The 23,911-nt window shown below is 63.8% G+C and carries 22 protein-coding genes and 1 other RNA gene; 8 read left to right on the plus strand and 15 right to left on the minus strand.

The annotated features are described in order from the left end of the window. The first annotated feature begins 121 nt into the window (after positions 1-121). On the plus strand, positions 122-1,261 hold the full coding sequence (locus tag ACIPUD_RS23775; protein WP_446481641.1) for an AAA family ATPase: 1,140 nt from the start codon (positions 122-124) through the stop codon (positions 1,259-1,261). A 33-nt stretch (positions 1,262-1,294) separates the two neighbouring features. Here the strand turns inward: ACIPUD_RS23775 and ACIPUD_RS23780 are convergent, their stop codons facing one another. The 9 genes from ACIPUD_RS23780 to ACIPUD_RS23820 form a co-directional block, all read right to left on the minus strand. Continuing rightward, positions 1,295-2,080, minus strand: coding sequence for an inositol monophosphatase family protein (locus ACIPUD_RS23780; RefSeq protein ID WP_446481642.1), 786 nt, complete (start codon positions 2,078-2,080; stop codon positions 1,295-1,297). Between the two features lie 85 nt (positions 2,081-2,165). Beyond that, a complete protein-coding gene (locus ACIPUD_RS23785) occupies positions 2,166-3,260 on the minus strand; it encodes a tetratricopeptide repeat protein (protein WP_085351768.1) in 1,095 nt (364 codons plus the stop codon). An 8-nt stretch (positions 3,261-3,268) separates the two neighbouring features. Then, entirely contained in the window at positions 3,269-3,943 is a 675-nt protein-coding gene (locus ACIPUD_RS23790; protein ID WP_446481643.1) for a thiamine phosphate synthase, read from the minus strand. Between the two features lie 3 nt (positions 3,944-3,946). After that, positions 3,947-4,972 carry a class I fructose-bisphosphate aldolase gene (locus tag ACIPUD_RS23795; protein WP_377828342.1) on the minus strand — a complete coding sequence of 342 codons (1,026 nt, stop codon included), beginning with the start codon at positions 4,970-4,972 and terminating at the stop codon, positions 3,947-3,949. Positions 4,973-5,235: 263 nt separating this feature from the next. Then, the gene (gene fba / locus ACIPUD_RS23800) at positions 5,236-6,303 is read right to left on the minus strand and encodes a class II fructose-bisphosphate aldolase (protein ID WP_018454605.1); all 1,068 of its coding nucleotides are present in this window, start codon (positions 6,301-6,303) and stop codon (positions 5,236-5,238) included. Between the two features lie 67 nt (positions 6,304-6,370). Continuing rightward, a complete protein-coding gene (locus tag ACIPUD_RS23805; protein WP_446481644.1) occupies positions 6,371-7,567 on the minus strand; it encodes a phosphoglycerate kinase in 1,197 nt (398 codons plus the stop codon). Positions 7,568-7,715: 148 nt separating this feature from the next. Next, positions 7,716-8,723, minus strand: a complete 1,008-nt coding sequence (gene gap, locus ACIPUD_RS23810; protein ID WP_085361601.1) for a type I glyceraldehyde-3-phosphate dehydrogenase — start codon at positions 8,721-8,723, stop codon at positions 7,716-7,718. Between the two features lie 146 nt (positions 8,724-8,869). Continuing rightward, complete coding sequence (gene tkt / locus ACIPUD_RS23815; protein ID WP_446481645.1) at positions 8,870-10,855, minus strand: transketolase; 1,986 nt, start codon at positions 10,853-10,855, stop codon at positions 8,870-8,872. A gap of 185 nt (positions 10,856-11,040) precedes the next feature. Next, complete coding sequence (locus ACIPUD_RS23820; RefSeq protein WP_446481671.1) at positions 11,041-11,199, minus strand: hypothetical protein; 159 nt, start codon at positions 11,197-11,199, stop codon at positions 11,041-11,043. On the opposite strand from ACIPUD_RS23820, the gene ACIPUD_RS23825 reads away from it, so the two are divergent. The 5 genes from ACIPUD_RS23825 (at position 11,168) to ACIPUD_RS23845 (ending at position 13,703) form a co-directional block, all read left to right on the plus strand. Continuing rightward, a complete protein-coding gene (locus ACIPUD_RS23825) occupies positions 11,168-11,488 on the plus strand; it encodes a DUF4164 domain-containing protein (protein WP_026232773.1) in 321 nt (106 codons plus the stop codon). The genes ACIPUD_RS23820 and ACIPUD_RS23825 overlap by 32 nt on opposite strands. Then, entirely contained in the window at positions 11,485-11,868 is a 384-nt protein-coding gene (locus ACIPUD_RS23830; protein WP_007599950.1) for a cell division protein ZapA, read from the plus strand. The genes ACIPUD_RS23825 and ACIPUD_RS23830 overlap by 4 nt, the downstream gene beginning before the upstream one ends. A gap of 48 nt (positions 11,869-11,916) precedes the next feature. Then, a non-coding RNA gene (gene ssrS / locus ACIPUD_RS23835) (6S RNA) lies at positions 11,917-12,076 on the plus strand. 228 nt (positions 12,077-12,304) lie between these two features. After that, positions 12,305-12,901, plus strand: a complete 597-nt coding sequence (locus ACIPUD_RS23840) for a 5-formyltetrahydrofolate cyclo-ligase (protein ID WP_018454600.1) — start codon at positions 12,305-12,307, stop codon at positions 12,899-12,901. After that, positions 12,879-13,703 (plus strand): TIGR00282 family metallophosphoesterase, encoded by an 825-nt coding sequence (locus ACIPUD_RS23845; RefSeq protein ID WP_446481646.1) that lies wholly within the window; start codon positions 12,879-12,881, stop codon positions 13,701-13,703. Before ACIPUD_RS23840 ends, ACIPUD_RS23845 begins: the two co-directional genes overlap by 23 nt. 190 nt (positions 13,704-13,893) lie before the next feature. Here the strand turns inward: ACIPUD_RS23845 and ACIPUD_RS23850 are convergent, their stop codons facing one another. The 5 genes from ACIPUD_RS23850 to ACIPUD_RS23870 form a co-directional block, all read right to left on the minus strand. Continuing rightward, positions 13,894-15,237, minus strand: a complete 1,344-nt coding sequence (locus ACIPUD_RS23850; protein WP_446481647.1) for a c-type cytochrome — start codon at positions 15,235-15,237, stop codon at positions 13,894-13,896. Beyond that, a complete protein-coding gene (locus ACIPUD_RS23855) occupies positions 15,234-17,411 on the minus strand; it encodes a molybdopterin cofactor-binding domain-containing protein (RefSeq protein WP_446481648.1) in 2,178 nt (725 codons plus the stop codon). The genes ACIPUD_RS23850 and ACIPUD_RS23855 overlap by 4 nt, the downstream gene beginning before the upstream one ends. A gap of 8 nt (positions 17,412-17,419) precedes the next feature. After that, positions 17,420-17,884, minus strand: a complete 465-nt coding sequence (locus tag ACIPUD_RS23860; protein ID WP_018454596.1) for a (2Fe-2S)-binding protein — start codon at positions 17,882-17,884, stop codon at positions 17,420-17,422. Between the two features lie 435 nt (positions 17,885-18,319). After that, a complete protein-coding gene (locus ACIPUD_RS23865) occupies positions 18,320-20,224 on the minus strand; it encodes an ATP-binding protein (protein ID WP_446481649.1) in 1,905 nt (634 codons plus the stop codon). Positions 20,225-20,591: 367 nt separating this feature from the next. Next, a complete protein-coding gene (locus ACIPUD_RS23870; RefSeq protein ID WP_083926372.1) occupies positions 20,592-20,927 on the minus strand; it encodes a hypothetical protein in 336 nt (111 codons plus the stop codon). A gap of 175 nt (positions 20,928-21,102) precedes the next feature. Here ACIPUD_RS23870 and ACIPUD_RS23875 point away from each other — a divergent pair, with 175 nt between their 5' ends. Further along, positions 21,103-21,366 (plus strand): hypothetical protein, encoded by a 264-nt coding sequence (locus ACIPUD_RS23875; RefSeq protein WP_368508787.1) that lies wholly within the window; start codon positions 21,103-21,105, stop codon positions 21,364-21,366. Beyond that, positions 21,332-21,721, plus strand: a complete 390-nt coding sequence (locus tag ACIPUD_RS23880; protein ID WP_240544094.1) for a hypothetical protein — start codon at positions 21,332-21,334, stop codon at positions 21,719-21,721. Before ACIPUD_RS23875 ends, ACIPUD_RS23880 begins: the two co-directional genes overlap by 35 nt. A gap of 742 nt (positions 21,722-22,463) precedes the next feature. On the opposite strand, the gene ACIPUD_RS23885 is transcribed toward ACIPUD_RS23880, so the two are convergent. Then, positions 22,464-23,888, minus strand: coding sequence for a methyl-accepting chemotaxis protein (locus ACIPUD_RS23885; RefSeq protein WP_446481650.1), 1,425 nt, complete (start codon positions 23,886-23,888; stop codon positions 22,464-22,466). Positions 23,889-23,911 lie beyond the last annotated feature (23 nt).

Here is a 23,911-nt window from a genome sequence, read left to right on the forward strand (position 1 = left end):
AACGCCGGATCGGTCGGCTTGATTTCTCGGAGGCCTCAATCCAGACTGCACCCCTGGATTGAAACATCGTATTCGCACCTTACTGCGAATGCGGAGATAGCCCGCCGATTGAGAGCATGTGATGCGTCCGACCGACATTGCGATCTCGAACTATCGCTCCATTCGGCGGCTCTCCATACCCATCCATCCACTGTCGGTGTTCGTCGGCGAAAATGGAGTCGGCAAGTCCAATCTCTACAAGTCCTTGTCGCTGTTGCGCGACGCGGCGACCGGTCAGATCACCCGCACGATCGCCGATGAAGGCGGTTTGAATTCGGTCTGCTGGTCCGGCATACGCAAGCGAGGCGAAGACGGGCGGCTGCGGCTGTCGGCGACATTCGACGGCATGAGATATTCCATCGAGCTCGGATTTCCCAGCCCGCTTCAGGCGGCGTTTTCCGGCGAGCCGATGATCAAGGCCGAAACGATCGAAACGACGCGCGGCAAACGCACGGTCAAGCTGATGGAGCGGATCAATTCGCTCATCAGCGTCCGCGGCGAGAGTGGCGCCTGGAACGCTCACAAGGATGCGGTGCTGCCGTCAGAGACCGCGCTAGCGGCTTTTTCCGATGGCAAGCAATGCCCGGAAATCGACCTGATCAGAAATGCAATGCTGGGCTGGCGATTCTATCATGACTTTCGCACTGATCCGGCGTCTCCGATACGAAAGCCTTGTCTGGCGATCGCAACGCCCTCGCTCAGCGCCGATGGCAACGATCTGGCTGCCACCCTGGCGACCCTCTATGTCATTCGGGAAGACGCCGACGACCTGCAGGACGCGATCCAGGATGCATTCCCGGGTGCCGAACTCCGCGCATGGGAAGAAAATGGCAGGTGTGAATTCGATCTGCAATTGCCGGATATGCCGCGGCCGTTCAGGGCTCATGAACTATCCGACGGGACGCTGAAATACATCTGCCTGCTCGCGGTATTCATGGGCTATCGGCTGCCGCCGTTCATTGCGCTGAACGAACCCGAGACCAGCCTGCATCCGTCGCTGCTTGCGCCGCTGGCCCGGCTCATCGCCAAAGCATCGCGCCGCGCCGACATCTGGATTGTCACCCATTCGGAACAGTTGATGGACGCACTGCGAAGCGAGAGTTCGGTCCCGCTCCGCCGGGTGATCAAGTCGAAAGGCGCCACGGCGATCGAGGGCCTGACCATCGGCGGTGAATATCGCGACGACGAAGCCGACGAGGACGATGAGGACGACGATTCCTAACCGTCGTCGATCGAGCCGTCGTGCTGCTGCGGCCTACTTCCGCAAGATCTTCACCAATTCCCCGTGCACGTATTCATTCCCGCACACGACATTGCCTGTCACCAGCGCGTCGCCCGGCGTATCGATGTCGGTGATCGTTCCGCCCGCCTCGAGCAGCATGATCAGACCCGCCGCGATGTCCCAGGATTGCAAATTGCGCTCCCAGTAGCCGTCGAGGCGGCCGGCGGCGACGAAGGCCAAGTCGAGCGAGGCGGCGCCGAAGCGGCGCAGGCCGGCGACGCGCTCCTGCATCGCTGTCATCTCGCGACGGAATTCCTCGTGGTCGCCGCGGCCGATATGAGGCAGGCCGCAGGCCACCACGCATTCGTTGAGCTGACGGCGGCCGGCCACGCGCAGCCGCTGGTCGTTGAGGAAGGCGCCCTTGCCGCGCTCGGCGATGTAGAGCTCGTCATTGGCGGGATTGTAGATCACGCCGGCGATGATCGTGCCCTCGCGCGAAAGCCCGATCGAGATCGCGAATTGCGGGATGCCGTGCAGGAAGTTGGTGGTGCCGTCGAGCGGATCGACGATCCAGGTGTGGCTCTTGTCGGAGCCCTCGCGCGTTCCGCCTTCCTCGCCGATGAAGCCGTAGCCGGGCCGCGCCTTGGCGAGGTCCTGGTAGAGGATCTCCTCGGCGCGCTTGTCGGCCAGCGAGACGAAATTCGCCGGTCCCTTCAGCGAGACCTGGAGATGCTCGATCTCGCCGAGATCGCGCTTGAGGCTGCGGCCGGCGCGGCGCGCGGCCTTGACCATGACGTTGATAGTTGCGGAATATAGCATGAGCTTCCGGTCTTGATCGGGGGAAATGGCGCGAAATCGCGCCTGTTTGAGGGATGGGGTGCCCTGCGGGGGCCTCAACGTCAAGTCATTTGGCCCCGAGCCATTTCCTGGCGGCGGCCTCGGCCTTGGCCCGGTCCTCGGCCGGCAAATCGGACAATTGCTTGTCCAGCTCCGGATCGCCCTTGCCGGAGGTCTTGGCCACCAGATGCCACTTGAAGCCTTCGACCTTGTCCACGGCCGTGCCCATGCCGTTGATCAGCACCCAGGCCAGCCGGTTCTGCGCGATCGCGCTGCCCTGGCGGGACGCCTTGCGGAGCAGGGCGACGGCCGCCGGCTGGTTCTTCGGCGTGCCGGTGCCGTTGAACAGCGCGATGGCGTATTCGACCTCGGCATCGACATTGTCGGTCAGCGTGGCGACCTGGAGCAGACGCACCGCCCGTTCCAAATCCTTCGGCACGCCAGTGCCTTCCTTGTAGAAGGTCGCGAGCGCGTATTGCGCCTCGGGCAGGCCGGCATCAGCCGCCTGGCGCAGCAGCTCGGCGGAGCGCTTGACGTCCTGCGGCAGGGTCTGGCCGTCGAGATAGAGCAGCGCGAGATTATAGGCCGCCTTGGGTTCGCCGAGCTTGGCGGCGGACGCCATCAGCTTGACCGCCTCATTTTTGTCGACCGGGCCGCCGCGGCCGGTCATCCTGAGCATGGCGAGCGCGAACATCGCCTCGCGGTCTCCGGCGTCGGAGGCGCGCTTGTACCATTGCAGCGCCTTGGCGTAGTCGCGTCGGATGCCCATGGCGTTGGAATAGAGCTCACCCAGCATGGTCATCGCTTTGGCATCGCCGGTTTCGGCACGGGCCGTGGCGAGTTCGAATGCGGTCTTGTACTGGCCGCGCTGATAGGCGCCGTACACCAGATCGACGTTGGGGTTGTCGGTCGGCGGCGCCGGAATCACGGTCGCGGCCGGAGCAGGCTTTGGGGAAGCGGAAGGTTTGGGGGAGGCTGAAGGTTTGGGTGCCGGCGGCGCTTCCTTCTTCTTGGTGATGGTGTGCGGCGTGGCCTTCGGCTTGTCTTTGGTTTTCTCGGCCGAAGCGCCCGGCGTTGCCACCGGCGGCGTGATCTGGAGCTGCGCGGCCGCGGGCGCCGTCAGCAGCAGCGTGGCCAGCATGATGATGCGCGGGAGCTTCATGTCGGGGGCTAGCCGTGCTCCTGGTCTGCAAGCGCAGTCGCATGAGCCTTCTTGATTGCAGCGTCGGCCTCGATCAGCGCAGCCTTGGGTCCGCGCGGATCGGCCCAGATGAAGTCGCCCACTAGCACGAAATCGGCGCCGCTGGCGGCGAATTCGTGGGCCTCCTCCAGCGAGATGGCAAAGCCGACGCAGGGCGGTTCGAACAGCTCGGCCCACCAGTCCAGCCGCTCAGCGATCGCTTGCGACGACGGCCGCTGGCCCTTTGCGTCGGGTTCGCCGAACAGCAAGTAATCCGCGCCAATCTCGCCCGCATCCATGGAATGGTGCCGCGTCGTGAGCCCGCCAACGCCCGCGATGCGATCGGGCTTCAGCGATGGCAGCGCCTCTTTCAGCGCGGCGATGCCGGGCAGATGCGCGCCGTCGGCGCCGCCGCGTGCGACGAGCTCAGGATGGCCATCGACAAGCAGCGCCGCGCCCGCTTTCTGAGCCGGCGGCGCCAAGGCCTTGATCCGCGAGATCATGGTGCGCTGATCGGTCTGCTTCAGCCGCAGCAGCACGGCCGCGACATCGGCGGCGGCGAGCAGGCCGGGCAGCTCGGCCAGGAGCGAAGCGGGATCGTCGACGACAGGCGTCGCGAGATAAAGGCGCGGCGCCGGGCGCGGCGGAGGAGATTTGTTCGACAAGATCTAGGCCGCTTTCTGTTCCAGGCTGCTTTGCCATTCGCCTTTGCAGGCGAGGCCGTTCATGCGCGCGCGGTGACTGAATGCGCTTTGTCCGGCCGCGACGTTCTCGGCCTTGCCCGACCAGGCCTTCTGCGGCGCGGCCTGGAGTGCGCGACCATAGGAGAAGGTCAGGCCCCAGGGCAGCGGGCCGAGCTTGTGCATGGCGTTGAGATGCGCCGTTGCCTCTTCATCCGACTGGCCGCCGGAGAGGAAGGCGATGCCGGGCACCGCCGCGGGCACGCATGCCCTGAGCAGCCGTATCGTCTTCTCCGCAACCTCCTCGACGGAAGCCTGCTTCGCGCACTTCTTGCCGGAGATGGCCATGTTCGGCTTCAGCACCATGCCCTCGAGCGCGACGCGCTGCACGCGCAATTCCTGGAACGTCTTGTTGAGCACGCGGCTCGTCACCTCATAGCAGCGATCGATGTCGTGATCGCCGTCCATCAGCACTTCGGGCTCGACGATCGGCACGATCTGCGCGGCCTGGCATAGCGCTGCATAACGCGCCAGCGCGTGGGCGTTGACGCTGATCGCGGTCATCGAGGGGATGCCACTGCCGATGTCGATCACCGCGCGCCATTTGGCGAAGCGTGCGCCGCGCTCGTGATATTTCTTCAGCCGTTCGGCGAGCTTGTCGAGCCCGACGGTGACGAGCTCGCCCGGACACATCGGCAGGGCTTGGGTGCCTTCGTCGACCTTGATCCCGGGGATGGCGCCGCTGCTCTCGATCAGCTTGACCAGGGGCGTGCCGTCCTTCGCGTTCTGCCAGATCGTCTCGTCATAGAGGATGACGCCGGAGATGTAGCGGCTCATGGCTTCGTTCGAGCGGAACAGCATCTCGCGATAGTCGCGGCGGTTCTCTTCGGTCGATTCCACGCCGATCGCGTCGAAACGCTTCTTGATGGTGCCGGAGGATTCGTCGGCGGCAAGGATGCCCTTGCCGGGCGCGACCAGGGCGGTCGCGATCCTGTTCAGCTCAGTCAGATTCATCGAGATGTCCTCCCAAAACGATTCTGCCCTTGCCGGTGAAAATAGACCGTTCTCGGGCAAATGCCGAGTTAACGTTCGTCGCAGGGTAAGGGGGGAGGGGCCTGTTACCTCGCCCCGTTTGCGGGGAGAGGTCGGATTTTACGCGCCGCGTAAAATCCGGGTGAGGGGGTACAGGTCGATTGATAGGGCACAACGCGCGGAGAGAGCCCCTCACCCCAACCCTCTCCCCGCGAAGGGCGGGGAGAGGGGGAGGATAGAGCAGCTTACGCCACCTTCGGGGCGAGCTCGCCCTTGGCGTAGCGCTTGGCCATCTCGGCCGTGGTCAGCACCTTCTTGATCTTGGAGGCTTGGCCCGCGGTATTGAATTCCTGGAGCCGCTGCTTGCACAGCCTGGTCATCGCTTCCATCGCGGGCTTCAGGTACTTGCGCGGATCGAACTCTTCGGGATTGTCCTTGAGCACTTTCCGGATCTGGCCGGTCATCGCCATGCGGTTGTCGGTGTCGATGTTGATCTTGCGCACGCCGTTCTTGATGCCGCGCTGGATCTCGGCAACAGGCACGCCCCAGGTCGGCTTCATCTTGCCGCCATAGGCGTTGATGATGTCCTGGAGGTCCTGCGGCACCGAGGAGGAGCCGTGCATGACGAGATGCATGTTCGGCAGCTTGCGGTGGATCTCCTCGATCACGTTCATGGCGAGGATGTCGCCGTCGGGCTTGCGGGTGAATTTGTAGGCACCGTGGGACGTCCCCATCGCGATCGCCAGCGCGTCGACCTGGGTCTCCTGGACGAACTTCACGGCTTCATCCGGATTGGTCAGGAGTTGGTCGTGGCTGAGCTTGCCCTCGGCGCCGTGGCCGTCTTCCTTGTCGCCCATGCCGGTCTCGAGCGAGCCGAGCACGCCAAGCTCGCCCTCGACCGAGATGCCGCCGAGATGGGCCATGTCGGTTACGGTCTTGGTGACGCCGACATTGTAGCCCCAGTCACCGGGGGTCTTGCCGTCGGCCTTGAGCGAGCCGTCCATCATCACCGAGGTGAAGCCGGCCTGGATCGCGGTCATGCAGGTGGCCGGCTCGTTGCCGTGGTCGAGATGCACGCAGACCGGGATGTGCGGGTAGATCTCGGTCACCGCGTCCATCATGTGCTTGAGCATGACGTCGTTGGCGTAGGAGCGCGCACCGCGCGAGGCCTGGATGATGACGGGCGCGTCGACCTGGTTGGCCGCGTCCATGATCGCCAGCGCCTGCTCCATGTTGTTGATGTTGAAGGCCGGGACGCCGTAATCGTTCTCCGCCGCATGGTCGAGCAATTGACGCAACGTGATCCGAGCCATCTGTGTTTTTCTCCCGTTTGGGCCTGCAAGGCCACTGCTTGAAGGCGGCTGACGACTTGCCGACCGATTACTTGGTGCGCAGAACTTCGACGCCGGGCAGGGGCTTGCCTTCCATCCATTCAAGAAATGCGCCACCGGCGGTCGAGACATAGGTGAACTGACCGGCCGCATGGGCCTGGTTGAGGGCTGCCACGGTGTCGCCGCCGCCCGCAATCGAGACCAGCTTCTTGGCCTTGGTGCGCTCGGCGGCATGCTTGGCGGCGGACATCGTGCCGCGGTCGAACGGCTGCATCTCGAACGCACCAAGCGGTCCGTTCCAGACCAGCGTCGCCGCATCGTCGATGGCGGCATGGACACGTGCGATCGACTGCGGACCGACGTCGAGGATCATGCCGTCGGCCGGGATCGCGTCGAGGCCATAGGCGTGCGACGGCGCGTTGGCCGCGAAATGATAGGCGACGGTAGCGTCGACCGGCAGGATGATGGCGCAGTTGGCGGCTTCGGCCTTTTCCATGATGCGCAACGCGGTCGCGGCGAGATCCTTCTCGGCCAGCGACTTGCCGATGCCGACGCCCTGGGCGTGCAGGAAGGTGTTGGCCATGCCGCCGCCGATCACGAGCGCGTCGACCTTGGTCACGAGGTTTTCGAGCAGGTCGATCTTGGTCGAGACCTTGGCGCCGCCGATGATAGCGATGACAGGCTTGGTCGGTGAGCCCAGCGCCTTCTCCAGCGCGACCAATTCGGCCTGCATGGTGCGGCCGGCATAGGCGGGCAGCTTGTGGCCGAGGCCTTCGGTTGAGGCGTGGGCGCGGTGCGCGGCCGAGAACGCGTCATTGACCCAGATGTCGCCGAGTTTTGCGAGCTCCGCGACAAAGGCCGGATCGTTCTTCTCTTCCTCTTTGTGGAAGCGGGTGTTTTCGAGACAGAGGATGTCACCGTCCTTCAAGCCGGCAACGGCCTTGACCGCGGGCTCGCCGATGCAGTCGTCGGCGAAGGCGACGGTCTTCTTCACGACCTTCGACAGCGCCTCGGCCACGGGCTTGAGCGAGTCCTTGGCATCGCGCCCTTTCGGCCGGCCGAAATGCGCGAGCAGGATGACCTTGCCGCCCTTGTCGGAGATTTCGGTGATGGTCGGCGCGACGCGCTCGAGCCGGGTCGCGTCGCTGACGCGGCCGTTCTCCATGGGCACGTTGAGGTCAACACGCAGCAGCACGCGCTTGCCCTTCACATCGACGTCGTCGAGGGTACGGAATTTGTTCGTCATCGGAGGCCCTTGTCCCGGGCGCACTGCGGCGCGTAGTGCCGCCGTGCAGAACCGGGACCCAAATTGCGGCGAGTCCCGCGGTTAGATGGGTCCCGGATCTGCGAAGCAGCGTTTCACGCTGCATCGCGTCCGGGACACGAGAGTGGAGTTAGATCACCTTCGACATCGCGACGGCGGTGTCCGCCATGCGATTCGAGAAGCCCCACTCATTGTCGTACCAGGACATCACGCGCACCAGCGTGCCGTTCTGCACCTTGGTCTGGTCCATGTGGAACGTCGAGGAGTGCGGGTCGTGGTTGAAGTCGATCGAGACGTTCGGCGCGGTGGTGTAGCCGAGGATGCCCTTGAGCTGCTGCTCGGAGGCACGCTTCATCGCCTCGTTGATTTCCTTCGGATCGGTGGCGCGCTTGGCGACGATCTTGAGATCGACGACCGAGACGTTCGGGGTCGGCACGCGGATCGCGACGCCATCGAGCTTGCCCTTCAGTTCCGGCAGCACGAGGCCGATCGCCTTGGCGGCGCCGGTCGAGGTCGGGATCATCGACATCGCAGCCGCGCGGCCGCGATAGAGATCCTTGTGCATGGTGTCGAGAGTCGGCTGGTCGCCGGTATAGGCGTGGATCGTGGTCATGAAGCCGGTCTCGATGCCGACGAGGTCGTTCAGCACCTTAGCGATCGGCGCAAGACAGTTGGTGGTGCAGGAGCCGTTGGAGACGACCAGATGTTCCCGGGTCAGCGTGTCGTGGTTGACGCCGTAGACGATGGTGGCGTCGGCGCCGTCGGCGGGCGCGGAAACGAGAACGCGCTTGGCGCCGGCGGTCAGATGCGCGGAGGCCTTGTCCTTCGAGGTGAAGATGCCGGTGCATTCCATCGCGATGTCGATGCCCAGATCTTTCCAGGGCAGCTTCGAGGGATCGCGCTCGGCGGTCACCTTGATCTTGTTGCCGCCGAGGCTGATCGTGTCGCCATCGACGGTCACGGTGCCGGGGAAGCGGCCATGGACGCTGTCGAAGCGAAGCAGATGGGCGTTGGTCTCGACCGGGCCGAGGTCGTTGATGCCGACGACCTCGATGTCCTTGCGGCCGGACTCGGCGATGGCCCGCAGGATGTTGCGGCCGATACGGCCAAAACCGTTGATTCCGACGCGGACTACCATGTTTCGTCTCCTTCAATGACCGTTGTCATCCCGCACAACGCGCTAGCGCGCCTGCGAGGGTTTTTTAGGGCGGACGCCCGGTTCGGCCGGGCGGGGCTTGATCATATGGGACGTTAGGTAGTCCTTTTTTTCGGCAATCTCAACTCTCAGGAAACGCGTTTCAGAACGGCGTTAACCGCGGCCTCGGCGGTAATGCCAAAGTGCTGGAATACCTTGTTGAGAGGGGCGCTGGCGCCGAAGGAGTGCATGCCGATAAACTCGCCATCCTGGCCGATCACGGCGTCCCAGCCCCAGCGCACGGCGGCCTCGATTGCGACCTTGATGGGGGCATTGCCGATGATCTCATCGCGGCGCTCCTTTGGTTGCGCTAGCAGGAGCTCGAGCGAGGGAACCGAAACCACCCGGGTCGGAATGCCGCGCTCGGCGAGCTGCTTCTGGGCGGCCACGGCCATCTCCACTTCGGAGCCCGAGGCGAACAGCGTCGCCTTGGCTTCGCCCTGGGCGGCCACCAGCTCGTAGGCACCGAACCGGCAGGGGCTCTCGTTCGGTGCGGTGGTGCGCAGTTGCGGCAGGTTCTGACGGGTCAGCGCCAAGACTGTCGGGCCGTCGATGCGGTTGAGCGCGAGCTCCCAGCACTCGGCAACCTCGATGGAATCGCACGGACGGAACACGCGCATGTTGGGAATGGCGCGAAGTGCTGAGAGATGCTCGACCGGCTGGTGGGTCGGGCCGTCTTCGCCGAGGCCGATGGAATCGTGGGTCATGACATAAACGACCCCGGTCCCCATCAATGCGGCGAGCCGCATCGCGGGCCGCGCATAATCGGTGAACACCAGGAAGGTCGCGCCGTTCGGCGCAAAACCACCGTGCAGGAAGATCCCGTTCATCGCCGCGCACATGCCGTGCTCGCGGATGCCGTAATGGATGAAGCGGCCCTTCGGCGTCTTGGCCGAGAACGCGGTTGCGGACTTCGCCTTGTTGTTGTTGGAGCCGGTGAGGTCGGCCGAGCCCGCCAGAAATTCCATCGGCATCGCGCCGGCAATCACTTCGATCACGGCTTCGGAGGATTTGCGGGTCGCCGCATTCATCGGCTTTTCCAGCAGCTCCTTCTTGTAGGCGCGCACCGCCTTCGCGAGCGCGGCCGGGCGCTCGTGGCGCAGGCGACGCTCGAACTCGGCGCGCTTGCGGCTGCCGAGTTCACCGAGCCTTGCTTCCCATTCCTGTCGTGCCGCCGCGCCGCGGCTGCCGGCCGCGCGCCAGGCCTTGAGCACGTCGTCGGGCACCGAGAACGGCTCCAGCGAAATGCCGAGATTTTCCTTGGCGGCCTTGAGCTCGTCGGCGCCGAGCGCTTCGCCGTGCACCTTGTTGGTGCCGGCCTTGTGCGGGGCGCCGAAGCCGATGGTGGTGCGGCAGGCGATCAGCGTCGGCTTGTTTGATTTCTGCGCGCGCGTGATCGCGGCGGCGATTGCGGTCTGGTCGTGGCCGTCGATCTTCTCGGCGGCCCAGCCGGCCGACTTGAACCGCTTCACCTGGTCGACGGAGTCGGAAAGCGAGGTCGGACCGTCGATCGAAATGCCGTTGTCGTCATAGAGCACGATCAGCTTGTTGAGCTTCCAGTGCCCGGCCAACGCGATCGCTTCCTGCGACACGCCTTCCATCAAATCGCCGTCGGAAGCGATCACATAGGTATGGTGATCGACAATCTTCTTGCCGAACTCGGCGGCGAGCATCTTCTCGGCGAGCGCCATGCCGACGGCGGTGGAAATGCCCTGGCCGAGCGGACCGGTGGTGGTCTCGATGCCCTTGGTGTGGCCGTGCTCGGGATGTCCGGGTGTCAGCGATCCCAACTGGCGAAAGTTCTTGAGCTGGTCGATCGTCATCTCGGGGCTGCCGATCAGATACAGCAGCGAATAGATCAGCATCGAGCCGTGCCCGGCCGAAAGCACGAAGCGGTCGCGGTCCGGCCAGTCCAGCGCGGCGACGTCGAATTTCAGGAATTGGGTGAACAGTACGGTCGCCATGTCGGCGGCGCCCATCGGCAGGCCCGGATGACCCGATTTCGCCTTCTCGACGCCGTCCATGGCAAGGCCGCGGATCGCATTGGCCATACGGTTGTGATCGACCTGCGTCATGTCTGAAAATCCGTCTGAAATGAGGCGCTTGTGGCTGGATTTGGCCGCGCCGGAAGGAGCCTTTCGGCCGCTGGGGTCGCGGCTGGGATAGCATCTCGGTTCCGACAGGCCAAGGCAATCAAACGCCGGTTTGGCCGCAAAAGTTGCTTAGCAGTGCATAGGTTTCGCGGCGGCGTTGCGATTCCCTAGCTTGCCACGTAAATTTCTGCTTCTAACCGCTTGCCGAACCGAGTCTTTTGCCGGACGGCAAGCTCCAGGAAAAGCCCAAAGGAAAACCCCAAGGGCAAGGCCACAGGTTCCGCCGCTGACTGCATGAACGATCGCGTATCCAACAGCTCTGCCATGACCGAGTCCTCGGCCGTCGAGATCGAGATCGCGACCCGCAGGCTCATGGCGGCGCTCGACTCGCTCGAAAGCGCGGTGGAGCGGCGGCGCGATGCCGATCGCGACGAGAACGAGCTCGCGGCGCGGATTCAGGCGCTCGGCGCGGACCGCTCGCGGCTTGCCGATGAGCTCGACGGCGCGCTGGTGAAGGCGCGCAAGCTCGAGCGCTCCAGCCGCGAGATCTCCGATCGGCTGGATTCCGCGATCGTCACGATACGCTCGGTGCTCGATACCGGAGAGGACGGATGAGCCACATCAACGTCACCATCAACGGCCGGCAATACCGCATGGCCTGCGAGGAGGGCCAGGAGGTGCGGCTGCTCAAGCTCGCCGAAAGCCTGGAGACGCGGATTCAGTCGCTGCGCGGAAAGTTCGGCGAGATCGGTGATGCCAGGCTCACCGTGATGGCGGCGCTGACCGTCTGCGACGAACTGGTCGATGCCGGCAACCGCATCCGGACTATGGAGCAGGAGCTGACCGAATTGCGGGATTTCCGCAACGCCGCCGTCGAGCGCGCCCGGTTGACCCAGACCGCGGTCGTGAACGCACTGAACTCTGCCGCCGAGCGCATCGAGAAGTCGACCCAGGTCCTGAACCGGACCGTCGGCAACGGGATCGCTATCGGCTGACCCTTCACCGGGCTGGCGATTCGTCAGCATCGTTGTTACATTGCCCGAGCGGGGCTGCGACGCGCGTCAGGAGCCATTATCCCCGGGGCCTTATCGATCCTTTAGGGAACTGTCCCTGGCCGAGCCCGTGGGCTCGGACATATGGTGCCCACCTACTTTCGTAGGGAACTCCGGGATCGAGTGCTTCAACGGCGTTCGCGGCTTCGCACTTTTGTTTTTCTTCCTTCTGGTTCGTGCCTGTCGAAATTGCGTCCCCGACACGCTCGCGGTTTGATTTCGGTGTCATGCCCCGCGCAGGCGGGGCATCCAGTGCGCCGCGCTGTCGAGGTTTTTGCATTGGCGTCTCTGGAATACTGGATCACCCGCCCCAGTGCGCAAGGGCGCACAAGGCGGGTGATGACGGCGGAGCAAGGCTCAGCCTTCGGAGCAAGCGCGCATGACCAACACCAAAGCCGAACTCCGTGCCAAAGCCCTCGCGGCGCGCGATGCGCTGAGCGAAAAGAAACGCATCGCCGCCGCCGCCAAGCTCGCCAAGCGCGGGCTGCCGTTCCAGCTTCTGCCTGGCAGCATCGTATCGGGCTATTCGCCGATCCGCAGCGAGATCGATCCGATGCCGCTGCTGAAGAAGCTCGCCGAGCAGGGCGCCAGGCTTGCGCTGCCTTGCGTCACTGCGCGGGGCCAGGCGCTGATCTTCCGCATCTTCCATCCGAACGATCGCCTGATGCTCGGCCCGCTCGGCATTCCCGAGCCGTCGCCTGGGGCCGCTGAAGTCATTCCCGACATCATGCTGACGCCGCTCGCTGCCTTCGATCGTCTCGGCCATCGCATCGGCTATGGCGCGGGGCACTACGACCACACCTTCGCGCATCTGCGAAAAACCAAGACCATCGTCGGCATCGGGCTCGCTTTTGCAGCGCAGGAGATCAAGGCGGTTCCGGCACTAGCCCACGACGTGGCGCTGGATTATGTGCTAACGGAATCGGACGTATTCGATTTCCGGAGTTCTGAAGTTGCGCATTCTCTTCGTGGGTGATGTCGTCGGCCGTGCCGGGCGCAATGCCATCGCCGAATATCTGCCTGGCATGGTCAAGGACTGGTCGCTCGATTTCGTCGTCGTCAACGGCGAGAATTCCGCCGGCGGCTTCGGCATCACGGAAGCGATCTATCAGGAGTTTCTCGACGCCGGCGCCGACGCGGTGACGCTCGGCAATCACTCCTGGGATCAGCGCGAAGCCCTGGTGTTCATCGAGCGCGCGGAGCGCCTGGTGCGGCCGGCGAACTATCCGCGCGGGACGCCCGGCCGTGGCGCCGCGTTGGTCGAGACCAAGAACGGCAAGCACGCGCTCGTCGTCAACGCTTTGGGCCGCGTCTTCATGACCCCGTTCGACGATCCCTTCGCGGCCCTCGAGCGCGAGCTCGGCGCCTGCCCGCTCGGCATTGCCGCGGACGCCATCGTCGTCGACTTCCATTGCGAGGCGACCAGCGAGAAGCAGGGCATCGGCTTCTTCTGCGACGGCCGCGCCAGCCTCGTCGTCGGCACCCACACCCATGTGCCGACCGCCGACCACCAGATCCTGTCGGGCGGCACCGCCTACATGACCGATGCCGGCATGACCGGCGACTACGATTCCATCATCGGCATGCAGAAGGAGGAGCCGTTGCGCAGGTTCACCTCCGGGATCCCCTCAGGCCGCTTCGAGCCGGCAACGGGCGCTGCGACGCTCAGCGGCGTTGCGGTCGAGACGGATGACGCGACGGGGCTTGCGCTCCGTATTGGGCCGGTGCGCGCCGGCGGCAGGCTGGAGCCGACGACGCCGAAATTCTGGCTGAGCTGAATTGCAGCGGCAGATCCCGCTGCACCTTCTCCCCTTGTGGGAGAAGGTGGCGCGAAGCGCCGGATGAGGGGTCGCTTCCGCGAATTCAAATGCGAGTTGGACGCGTGGAGACAACCCCTTACCCGGCTTCGCTTCGCGAAGCCACCCTCTCCTGCAAGGGGAGAGGGTGCAGCGTCAGTCGGCGCGAGAATTACTCCGCCGTCTGCTCCCGCAACTCCGCAACATCCTTCGCCGTCAGCTTCGAGCCCTTCGCGCCGAACCGCGCTGTCACGTAGTTCGCCACCGCCGCGATCTCGTCGTCGCTATAGGCGTTGCCGAACGCCGGCATCGACAGCGCGCCGTCCGGCGTGTCGCGCTTGGTGCCTGACAGCACGATTTGCGCGACGTTGGTGGCGGCGGGGTCGTTGACGGCCCAGGTGCCGGTCAGCGTCGCCATCGGCGAGACCGGGCTTTCGCCGCTCCAGCCATGGCAACTGGCGCAGGCGCTGGCGAACACCATTTTGCCGCGCGCATCCGCCGTGACGCCGTCCTTGTGCGAGGCGGGTGCGACAGGCGCGGTGATTGCGGGCAGGTCGGGCGAGGTCTGCGGCGGCACGCTGCGCAAATAGGCGACGACGCTGCTTATGTCCTCAGGCGCGAACTGGCTAAAGCTGTGGTCGACCGCTTCACCCATCGGACCCGAGGCCGAGCCGTGGCCCGGCGCATGGCCGAGCGACAGATAGGAGACCAGGTCCTCGTCACGCCAGCTGCCGAGGCCAGTGGCCTTGTCCGAGGAGATGTTGAAGGCGCGCCACCCCGCCGTGATCGCGCCTGCGAATTTCTTGCGGTTGTCCAGCGCAAAACCGAGATTGCGCGGCGTGTGGCATTCGCCGCAATGCGCCAGCGCCTCCACGAGATAGGCGCCGCGATTCCACTGCGGGCTCTTCGACGTATCGGGCGCAAAGCGCGTGTCCGGATTGAACACGGCCGACCAGAACATCATCGCCCAGCGCTGGTTGAACGGGAACGACAGCGTGTTCTCCGGCGGCTTCGCGCGCACCGCAGGCAGGCTGAACAGATAGGCCTTCACCGCCAGCACGTCGTCGTCGGTCATGTAGGTATAGGACGTGTACGGCATCGCCGGATAGAGCCAGGCGCCGTCGTGGCGCTTGCCGCGCTGGACCGCGTTGAGGAAATCCTGGTCGCTGTAATTGCCGATGCCGGTGTCCTTGTCCGGCGTGATGTTGGTGGAATAGAGCGTGCCGAACGGCAGCTTGAAGCCGAGCCCGCCGGAATAGTCCGTCCCGCCGGGCTTGGTGTGGCAGACCATGCAGTCGGCCGCCTTGGCGAGGTATTCGCCGCGTTCGACCAGGCTCGCCTTCTCGAGCTTGGCCGGCACGCCGGCCGGCTTGCCCGCGCGGTAATCCGCCAGCGCCACCTTGGTGCCGCCGGCAAAGTCGAGCGGGCGGGGGCCGCGGATGAACCAGACGCCGAGTCCCGCCAGCACGATGGCGATCACGACGATGCCAGTGAAGATACGCATCTTGCCGCTCATGCCTTTTTCCCCGCAGCCAGCAGTTTCCGATCGATCGGCAGGCGCCGCAGCGCGACGCCGGTTGCCGCGTAAATGGCGTTGCGCAGCGCCGGCGGGCCGGCATTGACACCGGCCTCACCGATGCCGCCGGGCGCCTCGCCGCTCCTGACGACGAAGACCTCGATCTTCGGTGTCTCATTGATGCGCATCATGCGGTAGTCGTGGAAGTTCGACTGCTGCACGCGGCCCTTCTCGATGGTGATCTCGCCATAGAGCGCGGCGGTGAGGCCGAACACCAGGCCTCCCTCGATCTGCGCCTTCACCGTGTCGGGGTTGACCGCGATACCGGTGTCGACCACCGAGACGATGCGGCGGAGCGCGATCTCGCCGATATCGTCGATCTCCGCTTCCACCACGGTGGCGAGGAAGCTTGCAAACGACGGTTGGACGCAGACGCCGCGGCCGACGCGCGGTGGCAGCGGTTGGCCCCAGCCGGATTTCTCGGCGGCAAGATTGAGCACCGCGAGCATGCGCGGATTCTTCGTCAGCATCGAGCGGCGGAATTCGACCGGATCCTTGCCGGCCTTGCGCGCGAGTTCGTCCATCGCGCATTCGACCGCGAACACGTTGTTGTTCGGACCGACGCCGCGCCAGAAACCGGTGGGCACCGCCGGCGGTTCGGCGCGGACATATTCGACATGGAAGTTGGTGAAGTCGTAGGGTGCATCCACGGCGGCATCGACCGCGTCGATGTCGATACCCTTCTGGAACGCCGGCGGCAGCCAGCGCGCCAGCACGGCGGAACCGGCGACCTTGTACTTCCAGGCCGCGACCTTGCCGTCGACCAGCGACGCCGTGACCTGGTCGCGATAGACCGGACGGTAGACGTCGTGCTGGATGTCCTCCTCACGGGTCCATATCACCTTGACGGGATAGTCGACCTGCTTTGCGATCTTCACGGCGGCCACCACCATATCCGGCTCGAGCTTGCGGCCGAAGCCGCCACCGAGCAGATGCTGGTTGACAATCACCTTGTCGACCGGGAGGCCCGCAGCCTTCGCCGCCTCCGACTGCACGCGCGTCATGATCTGCGTGCCGGTCCAGATCTCGCAGGCATCCGGCCTGACGTGAACGGTGGCGTTGATCGGCTCCATCGAGGCATGCGCAAGGAACGGCAGTTCGAAGCTTGCCTCGAACCTGTCGCCGCTGGCGAGCCCCTTGGCGATGTCGCCGACCGATTTCGCGACCACGCCGTCCTTCTCGCTGGCGGCGCGCAGATGCTGCCAGACGTCCTTCGTGCTGAGCTTCGCGTTCGGTCCCTCGTTCCACTCGATCTTGAGCGCATCGAGGCCCTTCTTTGCGGCCCACATGTGATCGCCGATCACCGCGACCGCATCCTCGAGCACCACGACCTTGCGTACGCCCGGAATTTTGAGCGCCGCGCTGTCGTCGACCTTGCCGACCTTGCCGCCAAAGACCGGGCAATTGGCGATCGCGGCGATCTTCATGCCGGGCAGGATCGCGTCGATGCCGTAGACGACCTTGCCATTGACCTTGTCCGGCGTGTCGAGCCGCTTCAGCGGCTGGCCGATGATGACGAAGTCCTTGGGGTCCTTCACCCGGACGTCCTTCGGCGGCGTTTGGCCCTGTGCGGCCAGTGCCAGTTCGCCATAGCCGAGCTTGCGGCCGCTTGCGGCATGCACGACCTCGCCTTTCGATGTCGTGCAGCTTGCCGGCTCGACCTGCCATTGCGCCGCTGCGGCCTGCACCAGCATCGCCTTCGCGCTGGCGCCGGCGGCGCGCAACGGATTCCACCAGGCGCGGATCGAGGTCGAACCACCCGTGGCCTGCAGGCCGAACGCCGGATTGGCGTAGAGCTTGTCGTTGGGCGGCGCGTGCAGCACCGCAACCTTTGCCCAATCCGCGTCGAGCTCTTCGGCCAGGATCATCGCAATCGAGGTATAGACCCCCTGGCCCATCTCGACTTGCGGCATCAGGAGCACGGTGCGGCCGGTGTCTTCGACCCGGATGAAGGCGTTCGGCGCGAATTTGCCGTCGGTCGTGTCCTTCGGCTGCTCCGGCTCGTTGACGGCGGCGCGGAGCGGCAGATGGAAGGCGAGCAGGAAGCCGGTGGCGAGACCGCCGGTCAGAACCGCACGGCGGGAGACGTCAGGAAGAGTCTTGTCGGTGATCATGGCGGACCTCACGACTGACGGCCGGAGGCGGCTTGCTTGATGGCCTCGCGGATGCGCACATAGGTGCCGCAGCGGCAGATGTTGCCGGCCATCGCGGCGTCGATGTCGGAATCGTCAGGGCTGGGCGTTGCCGCCAGCAGTGCCGCGGCCGACATGATCTGGCCGGACTGGCAGTAGCCGCACTGGATCACTTCGGCATCGAGCCAGGCCTTCTGCACCTTTGCGCCCGCTGGCGTGCTGCCGACATGCTCGATCGTGGTGATGGCGCGGTTCGCGACCGCGCTGACCGGCAAGACGCAGGAGCGGACTGCCTTGCCGTCGACGTGCACGGTGCAGGCGCCACACTGCGCAATGCCGCAGCCGAACTTGGTGCCGGTCATCCCAAGGACGTCGCGCAGCACCCACAGCAGCGGCATGTCAGGTGGCGCGTCGAACGATTTCGTTTCGCCGTTGATGGTGAGAACAGTTGCCATATGCATCCCCTTGCTCGCTCGATCGCTTGCGGCGATCTAGTAAGCGAATTTGCGCGCACAATAATCATATCGATGCGAAACGATGAAGCGTCGACATGTCCGGCAATGCATTTTTGCGCAGTGAGCGCGTCAGGCCATGACGTTCACGAATTTGTGCGGCGATCACTGCAGTAATTTTGGGCTAATTGATATGATAATCGTCATTTTCTGACGCATTTTGCTCACAAGCGTCATTGATGGCCACAGATGATCGTGCGAATGCGCAAAATCATGCGATGACGAAAGTCGTGCGATTGTGGAAGTCGATCGACGGCGCGATCAATTGCCGCGACTCATTGTTGTGCCCTCTCCCCTTGTGGGAGAGGGCAGCGACGCTGGTAGACGCAGGCTCATTCGGGTGAGGGGTCCGTCTCCGCGTACGGGCGCCGTTTTGGATCAAGCGACAAAGGGAAGCCTGATCGTGAACGAGGCACCGCCATGCTCCCGATTGCTCGCTGATATGAACCCGTTGTGTGCTTCGATAATGGTGCGCGCAATGGACAAGCCCATGCCCATGCCTTCCGCTTTACTGCTGTAAAACGGCTCGAAAACCTGTTTCAATTTGTCTTCTGGAATGCCGGGTCCGCGATCTGACACGGATAGCTCGGCGAATTGATCGACGCGCGCAGTCCGGATGCTGATAGTGCGGCTTTCGTGAGACGTGTCCTTCATAGCCTCGACCCCGTTCAGCACAAGGTTCAAAATGACTTGTTGAAGCTGAATGCGGTCGCCGAGGATCGGTAGCGCATCGGGCGTGATCACGTTGACCATTTCGAATTTTCGGCTGACGGTTAGCGCCAAAAGAAATCTGACCGTCTCTTGCACAACCTCATTGAGGTCCAGTTGCTTCAATTCGAACGGCGCCTTTTTTAGGAGGCTGCGCATCCTGCGAATGACCTCGGTGGCACGCCGGTCATCCTGTAGAATATCGTTCACAATTTCCCTGAGTTCAACGACATCGGAAAGTGCAGCGATATCGGGACGCTGCGATTGCAGGATCGCGGCTGCGGTTTCGGCGTTCGTCAGAATAGACCCAAGCGGCTGGTTGATCTCGTGAGCAATCGAGGCGGTCAGTTCGCCAGCGGTCGCGAAGCGATTAACGTGGGCGAGTTCAGTCATGCGCTGTCGCGACTGTACTTCGGCGAATTGACGACGGCGATGCTCACGTAGCAGGATAGCAATAAGCCCGGCTTGTATGAGAAAAACCGCGACGACGGATGCGATCAGCCATAAATACCGTTCCCACACCGATGGCTCGCGGAAGTAGACCGTGCTGCCGGGCGGCAGGTGGCTGTCGCTGATCCCGAACCGCTGCATTTGCCGCCAATCGAACCTTGGCAGCTCGAATTGGCTGGGTGCGACCTTTACGTCGCCAGCTTTTTCACCGTTTAGAATACGGATTGCCGCCGCGGCTGCGATAGTCATGCCCTTCTCAGTCGAATGCATGGAGCCGCCGACAATCGAGCCATCAAAAAATCCGTCAAGATAAGAAAATATGGGAGCATTGGCGGCAGCCGAGAGCCTGTGCAATGCGGCAGCGCCCTCATGTGTAACACCCGCCGCATCAACGCTCATCAGATGCCAGAAGATGGCGCTGTGAGGTGGAAGATGTGCCGCGTCTTTCAGGATATCTTCAAATGACAGCTTGTTATACCATCGTAGTTCAACCCGCCCGCTGAACGGTGCGAGTTCTCGCTCCAATACCCCTTGCCAAAATGTTTCATTGGGCGAAGCCCCATTCACGACGGCGATCACTTTCGTGTCGGGCAACACCTTCAGAATAGTTTCGATGGCGGCAGGAAAATTATGAGCCGCAGCGGCCACGGTGTCATACTCGGTCAGCTTGTCGTATTGGACCCGTCGCGCCTCGACGGAAGTAAACATCATGGGTGTCTTGGGGAAAAGCTGAGCGCGATACCGCTGCACAAACTCGGCAGCTGGCGCACCGAGGGCGACAATGAGGTCGGGAGGTTTGGCCCCGTACAATGCTTGGAGGTAAACGATAAAGGGTGCGAGCGCCTTGTCGTCGTCCACACGGGCGCTTAGCAGCGAGTGGTCCTGAAAGTCGATTGGGACTTTCGATTGCTTGATCATTTGGGGGCGAAGAAACTCAGCGAAATCGGTCCACGGTTTGAAGCGGAGGCCGAATGATTGCAGCATCAAAACGCGCTTGGGCTCAGGATCAGCCGCCCGACCCGGCCCCAGTGTTGCCAGCAACAATGCGACGACCAGCGGGGCGGCGAAGGTCCGCCTGCAAAAGGATCGCCAGGATAGTGAGAACAGGCAAAACCGCATTGCCATCCTAGTCCCCTCGGTCCCGGAGCCTAATGGCACGGCCGAATGTTTAATAGGCCGAAAAACGGCTGTCGGCGGCTTGGCCGGGGAGAGCGATCAGGACTGGACCCAGCGGCAGCGGACCGCAACGATTCCGGGGACAATGAATTCCAGCCGAAATCTTGGTTTTACTGCACGCGCTAACGGTGGCTGAAAGTTGAAGCTCGGGGTTCGCCCGAGCTTCAACAGGAGCAAGCCATGCGAAGCCCGAAGCCGTTCACCGTCTATCAGCCGGTCCCGGCTAAAGCCCGAAGCCCGCTCTTCGCCGTTCACGCCTATTCGCTCGATCAGGCGCGGACTTGAGCGCGAGGCGATGGAAGTCGCGGTCGACGGGTTAATAGGCGCAAATATAGTTTCCGTAAGCATCGTAGCAACTGCGGCGGTACGCAGCAGTGCCAACGGCAGCCGCGCCTACCGCTGCCGCTCCCACACCGTAGCCCCGATAGCCGTAGCCGCGATAGCCGCCCCGGTAGCCGTAGCCCCGGTAGCCTGCGCCGCGCACCGCAACAGCGCCGCCGCCTCGCGGTCCTCGAACTGCGACCGCACCGCCGCGATAACCGCCGCCACCCCGATAGGCACCTCCGCCGCGCCGAGCCTCGGCATCATCGGGGATCAAGCAGGCGGTGAGCAAAACGAAAGCGGCAAGAGAAGCAAGAATGAAGCGGAGCATGACAGAAACCCTTCCATGAATTCCTTAAGCCCCGCTCGCGAGATTGCGGCTCTCTCCGCGCAGGAGCTTGATGTAGATCAATCGAACCCGCCCACTGCGGCGACTACGCTATGTTCTGCCGCACCTGAGAAGGCGATGAGCCTCAGTTGCGCAAGTTCCAAGAGAGAGGTCCGCCATGCATCCGAGCAAGCGTCTTTCGATCAGGTCAGCGACTGTTGCCGGGATTGCTGCCAGCGCCCTGTTGGGCCTTGCAGGTCTCACGCTCAATCCAGGCCCAGCCAATGCGGTCGTGTATTGCCAATACACTGCCTACCCAGCGGGTTGCGTTGCTCGGGCAGGCGTCGTGCTCAGGCCCCGCCCGGTGGCGCGCGCCGCAGTCCGTCATAACGCCGGCGGCAATGCGAATGGTGGCGTCAATCGTGTCGGAGCCAGGCGGTAAAGGCCGGTTTCGCAAGCCAGGAAGAAGCCGCCATCGCTTCGTCCCGGTGGCGGCTTTGCTTTGTCTGGCGGGGATAGGCCACCGTACCGACGGGGCGGCTTTAGGCATGAAACACACTTGGTACGTCACTTTTGAAGTGCCGCTGGATGGCACACTGTCAAGACGGCGACATCCGCGGCTAACCAACACGTTTGAAAGCGAAGCAGCAGCCAAGGATTTTGCGCGAACCAAATTCAACGACGGACTGATCGTCAGTGCAGGGACTGTCATCCCTCACTTTCCGAGAGTGTCGATCCCATCGGCCGAAATCCCAACGTGGCTCGAAGCACCGAACCAAGTTGATCCAGATCAATAACTAGGCCACCGACGCTGGTGACATGCTCTAAGGGGCAGCAACCGGGAGCCTGACCATGAATGAACGTTCGGAGCCGAAACAGGTCTGTCGTCGCAACGCACTAACCTTCCTTGGATACGCAGGGGTGTTTGGGCTTGTGGTTTCGTCCTCAATTTTGGCGGCCTCAGAGGCTGTTGCTCAAACCACTGCGCCAGCCGCCGCGCCTACCACGCCGCCAGCGGACGCGCCGAAGTCAGGCACAGAACGCCGCCAGGAGCGGCGCAGCGGGCGAACAGAGCGCCGCCAGGAACGCCGCACGGGACGCACAGAGCGGCGCCAAGAGAGGCGTACGGGACGCGACGAGCGACGGGACGCTCGCGACGGCACCCCGGCCGCCACGACGACCACCGAGCAAAAGAAGTAGTCCGTTCATTGCCAAGCACAGCTACCGGGCCGCCCAAGCGTAGGCCCGGAAGGCCGTACAGCGCGCGGCCAGCGCCGTCTACGGAAAGCGGGGCGGGGCTATCGAAATCGGCTTCTCTCGCGAGGGGAGAAGAGGAGGGGACGGAGATTTCGGAATAATAGCAGTATACGCCTGTTTTGCCCGACGGCGCAGGCGCTTCAGAGGCGCCTGGATCGACGGATTCATCTGGCGCTTAAGCCGTTGATTCTACTCGCCCCGGCTACTGTGCATGGGGTTGTTTTCGAGGTTTTTGATTCAGGGAGGCCATGCGCCCCCGCCGCAAGCGCGTCGCGACGACCCTCAGCTCTGCCGAAAGCCCATCCGGAAGGCGCCCCAGTGCTTGCCGCGGATCATGATCGGCGAGGACAGGTCCTTCATCAGCACGAACTGCCCGCCGCCCATGTCGCGGCGATAGGTCTGCAGCAGGAACGGCTTGGTGTTGGCCGCGGCCTTCTGCACAGCGCGATCGGTGAACAGGCGGCGGTTGCGGCAATTGGCGTTATTCCAGACCGGGTCCTTGCCCTGCGGCAGGCGGTAGTTCGGGTTGTGCGTCGGCAGATAGCCGCCCTTGGCCCAGGCGACGCAGAACACGATGCGGGGATCGGATTTCTGGATCGGGTCCTGGATCGGGGGCAGCACGCGGTCTGTGAAGTCGACATAGTTGGTGTTGTACTGCTTGGGATCGGTGCCGGGGATTTCCCGATAGTTCTCGTCCATGAACTGGTCGAGCGTGATCTCGCCGCGGCCGATGGCGGCTTCGAACTCGTCCGAGATCCGCTTTGCGGTCTCGACGACAATTCGGATCAGCGGCGCATCCGATGTCTCGACGCCGCTGTCGGCGATCAGCGCAATCAGCCCTTCGGACGTGTCGAGCAGTTTGGTCACGCGTTGATCGGCGTTCTTGAGATCGCGTGAGGAGAGGTCGACGCCCTTGGCGAGCTCGTTGAGCTCGCTGATGACGGTGTCGCAATGTCCGAGATTGGAGGTTGCCGCGCGCGTGACGCTGCCGATCTCGGCTTCCACGGAGGCGAAGCCCTGCTGGACCCGCGAGATGATGCCGGAGATCCGCTGGGCGCCTTCGCCGGCCGTCTTCGCGCGCTGCGAGGCATCGCTGCTCTCGCCGATCAGACCTTCGATCTGGCCGTCGAGATCGCGCACGGTGTCGGAGATCTGGTGCGTGGCCTGGCGGGTGGCTTCCGCGAGGTTCTTGACCTCGCTTGCGACCACCGCGAAGCCGCGGCCGGCATTGCCGGCGCGTGCCGCCTCGATGGTGGCGTTGAGCGCGAGCAGGTTGGTCTGCTTGGCGATCGCCTCGATCGAGCCGGAGACCTTTGCGACTTGTGTCAGCGCGGAGCCGACTGCGCTGAGCCGCGCCTCGATGCGTTCGACGGCTGCAACGAGTTCGGAGATGTGGCTGACCGCGGCGTCGACTGCGCCGCGCGACTGCGCGATCTCGCCGACCGCCGCTGACGTGGTCGTTTGCACCGCCTGTGACGCATTGGCGATGTCGTGGTTGGCCGACACCATCGTCTCGGCGGTTTCCTGGAGGTGGTGGAAACGTTCCGACTGGTTCGCGACGCGGCTTGCGACTTCCTGGACGTTGCCGGCGATGTCAGCCAGTTCCACGCCGAGGCCGCCGATGCGGTCGGCGAGCTGATCGATCAGCCGTTCGGCAAGCGTTCGGTTGGAGCCAGTGTCCAGTACTGCAAGTTGTACGACGGACATGTCTTGAGAGTCCTCCAGTCAGA

The organism is Bradyrhizobium sp. CAR08, assembly GCF_052871955.1.

Bases quoted from the DNA above. Each gene is read 5' to 3' on its own strand.
- ACIPUD_RS23880 (WP_240544094.1), top strand. From the start codon at position 21,332: ATGGTGGCGTCAATCGTGTCGGAGCCAGGCGGTAAAGGCCGGTTTCGC.
- ACIPUD_RS23865 (WP_446481649.1), bottom strand. From the start codon at position 20,224: ATGGCAATGCGGTTTTGCCTGTTCTCACTATCCTGGCGATCCTTTTGC.
- ACIPUD_RS23820 (WP_446481671.1), bottom strand. From the start codon at position 11,199: ATGGCAGAGCTGTTGGATACGCGATCGTTCATGCAGTCAGCGGCGGAA.
- ACIPUD_RS23785 (WP_085351768.1), bottom strand. From the start codon at position 3,260: ATGAAGCTCCCGCGCATCATCATGCTGGCCACGCTGCTGCTGACGGCG.
- ACIPUD_RS23870 (WP_083926372.1), bottom strand. From the start codon at position 20,927: ATGCTCCGCTTCATTCTTGCTTCTCTTGCCGCTTTCGTTTTGCTCACC.
- ACIPUD_RS23830 (WP_007599950.1), top strand. From the start codon at position 11,485: ATGAGCCACATCAACGTCACCATCAACGGCCGGCAATACCGCATGGCC.
- ACIPUD_RS23860 (WP_018454596.1), bottom strand. From the start codon at position 17,884: ATGGCAACTGTTCTCACCATCAACGGCGAAACGAAATCGTTCGACGCG.
- ACIPUD_RS23840 (WP_018454600.1), top strand. From the start codon at position 12,305: ATGACCAACACCAAAGCCGAACTCCGTGCCAAAGCCCTCGCGGCGCGC.
- ACIPUD_RS23885 (WP_446481650.1), bottom strand. From the start codon at position 23,888: ATGTCCGTCGTACAACTTGCAGTACTGGACACTGGCTCCAACCGAACG.
- ACIPUD_RS23775 (WP_446481641.1), top strand. From the start codon at position 122: ATGCGTCCGACCGACATTGCGATCTCGAACTATCGCTCCATTCGGCGG.
- ACIPUD_RS23875 (WP_368508787.1), top strand. From the start codon at position 21,103: ATGCATCCGAGCAAGCGTCTTTCGATCAGGTCAGCGACTGTTGCCGGG.
- tkt (WP_446481645.1), bottom strand. From the start codon at position 10,855: ATGACGCAGGTCGATCACAACCGTATGGCCAATGCGATCCGCGGCCTT.
- ACIPUD_RS23825 (WP_026232773.1), top strand. From the start codon at position 11,168: ATGAACGATCGCGTATCCAACAGCTCTGCCATGACCGAGTCCTCGGCC.
- ACIPUD_RS23855 (WP_446481648.1), bottom strand. From the start codon at position 17,411: ATGATCACCGACAAGACTCTTCCTGACGTCTCCCGCCGTGCGGTTCTG.
- ACIPUD_RS23795 (WP_377828342.1), bottom strand. From the start codon at position 4,972: ATGAATCTGACTGAGCTGAACAGGATCGCGACCGCCCTGGTCGCGCCC.
- ACIPUD_RS23780 (WP_446481642.1), bottom strand. From the start codon at position 2,080: ATGCTATATTCCGCAACTATCAACGTCATGGTCAAGGCCGCGCGCCGC.
- fba (WP_018454605.1), bottom strand. From the start codon at position 6,303: ATGGCTCGGATCACGTTGCGTCAATTGCTCGACCATGCGGCGGAGAAC.
- ACIPUD_RS23805 (WP_446481644.1), bottom strand. From the start codon at position 7,567: ATGACGAACAAATTCCGTACCCTCGACGACGTCGATGTGAAGGGCAAG.
- gap (WP_085361601.1), bottom strand. From the start codon at position 8,723: ATGGTAGTCCGCGTCGGAATCAACGGTTTTGGCCGTATCGGCCGCAAC.
- ACIPUD_RS23850 (WP_446481647.1), bottom strand. From the start codon at position 15,237: ATGAGCGGCAAGATGCGTATCTTCACTGGCATCGTCGTGATCGCCATC.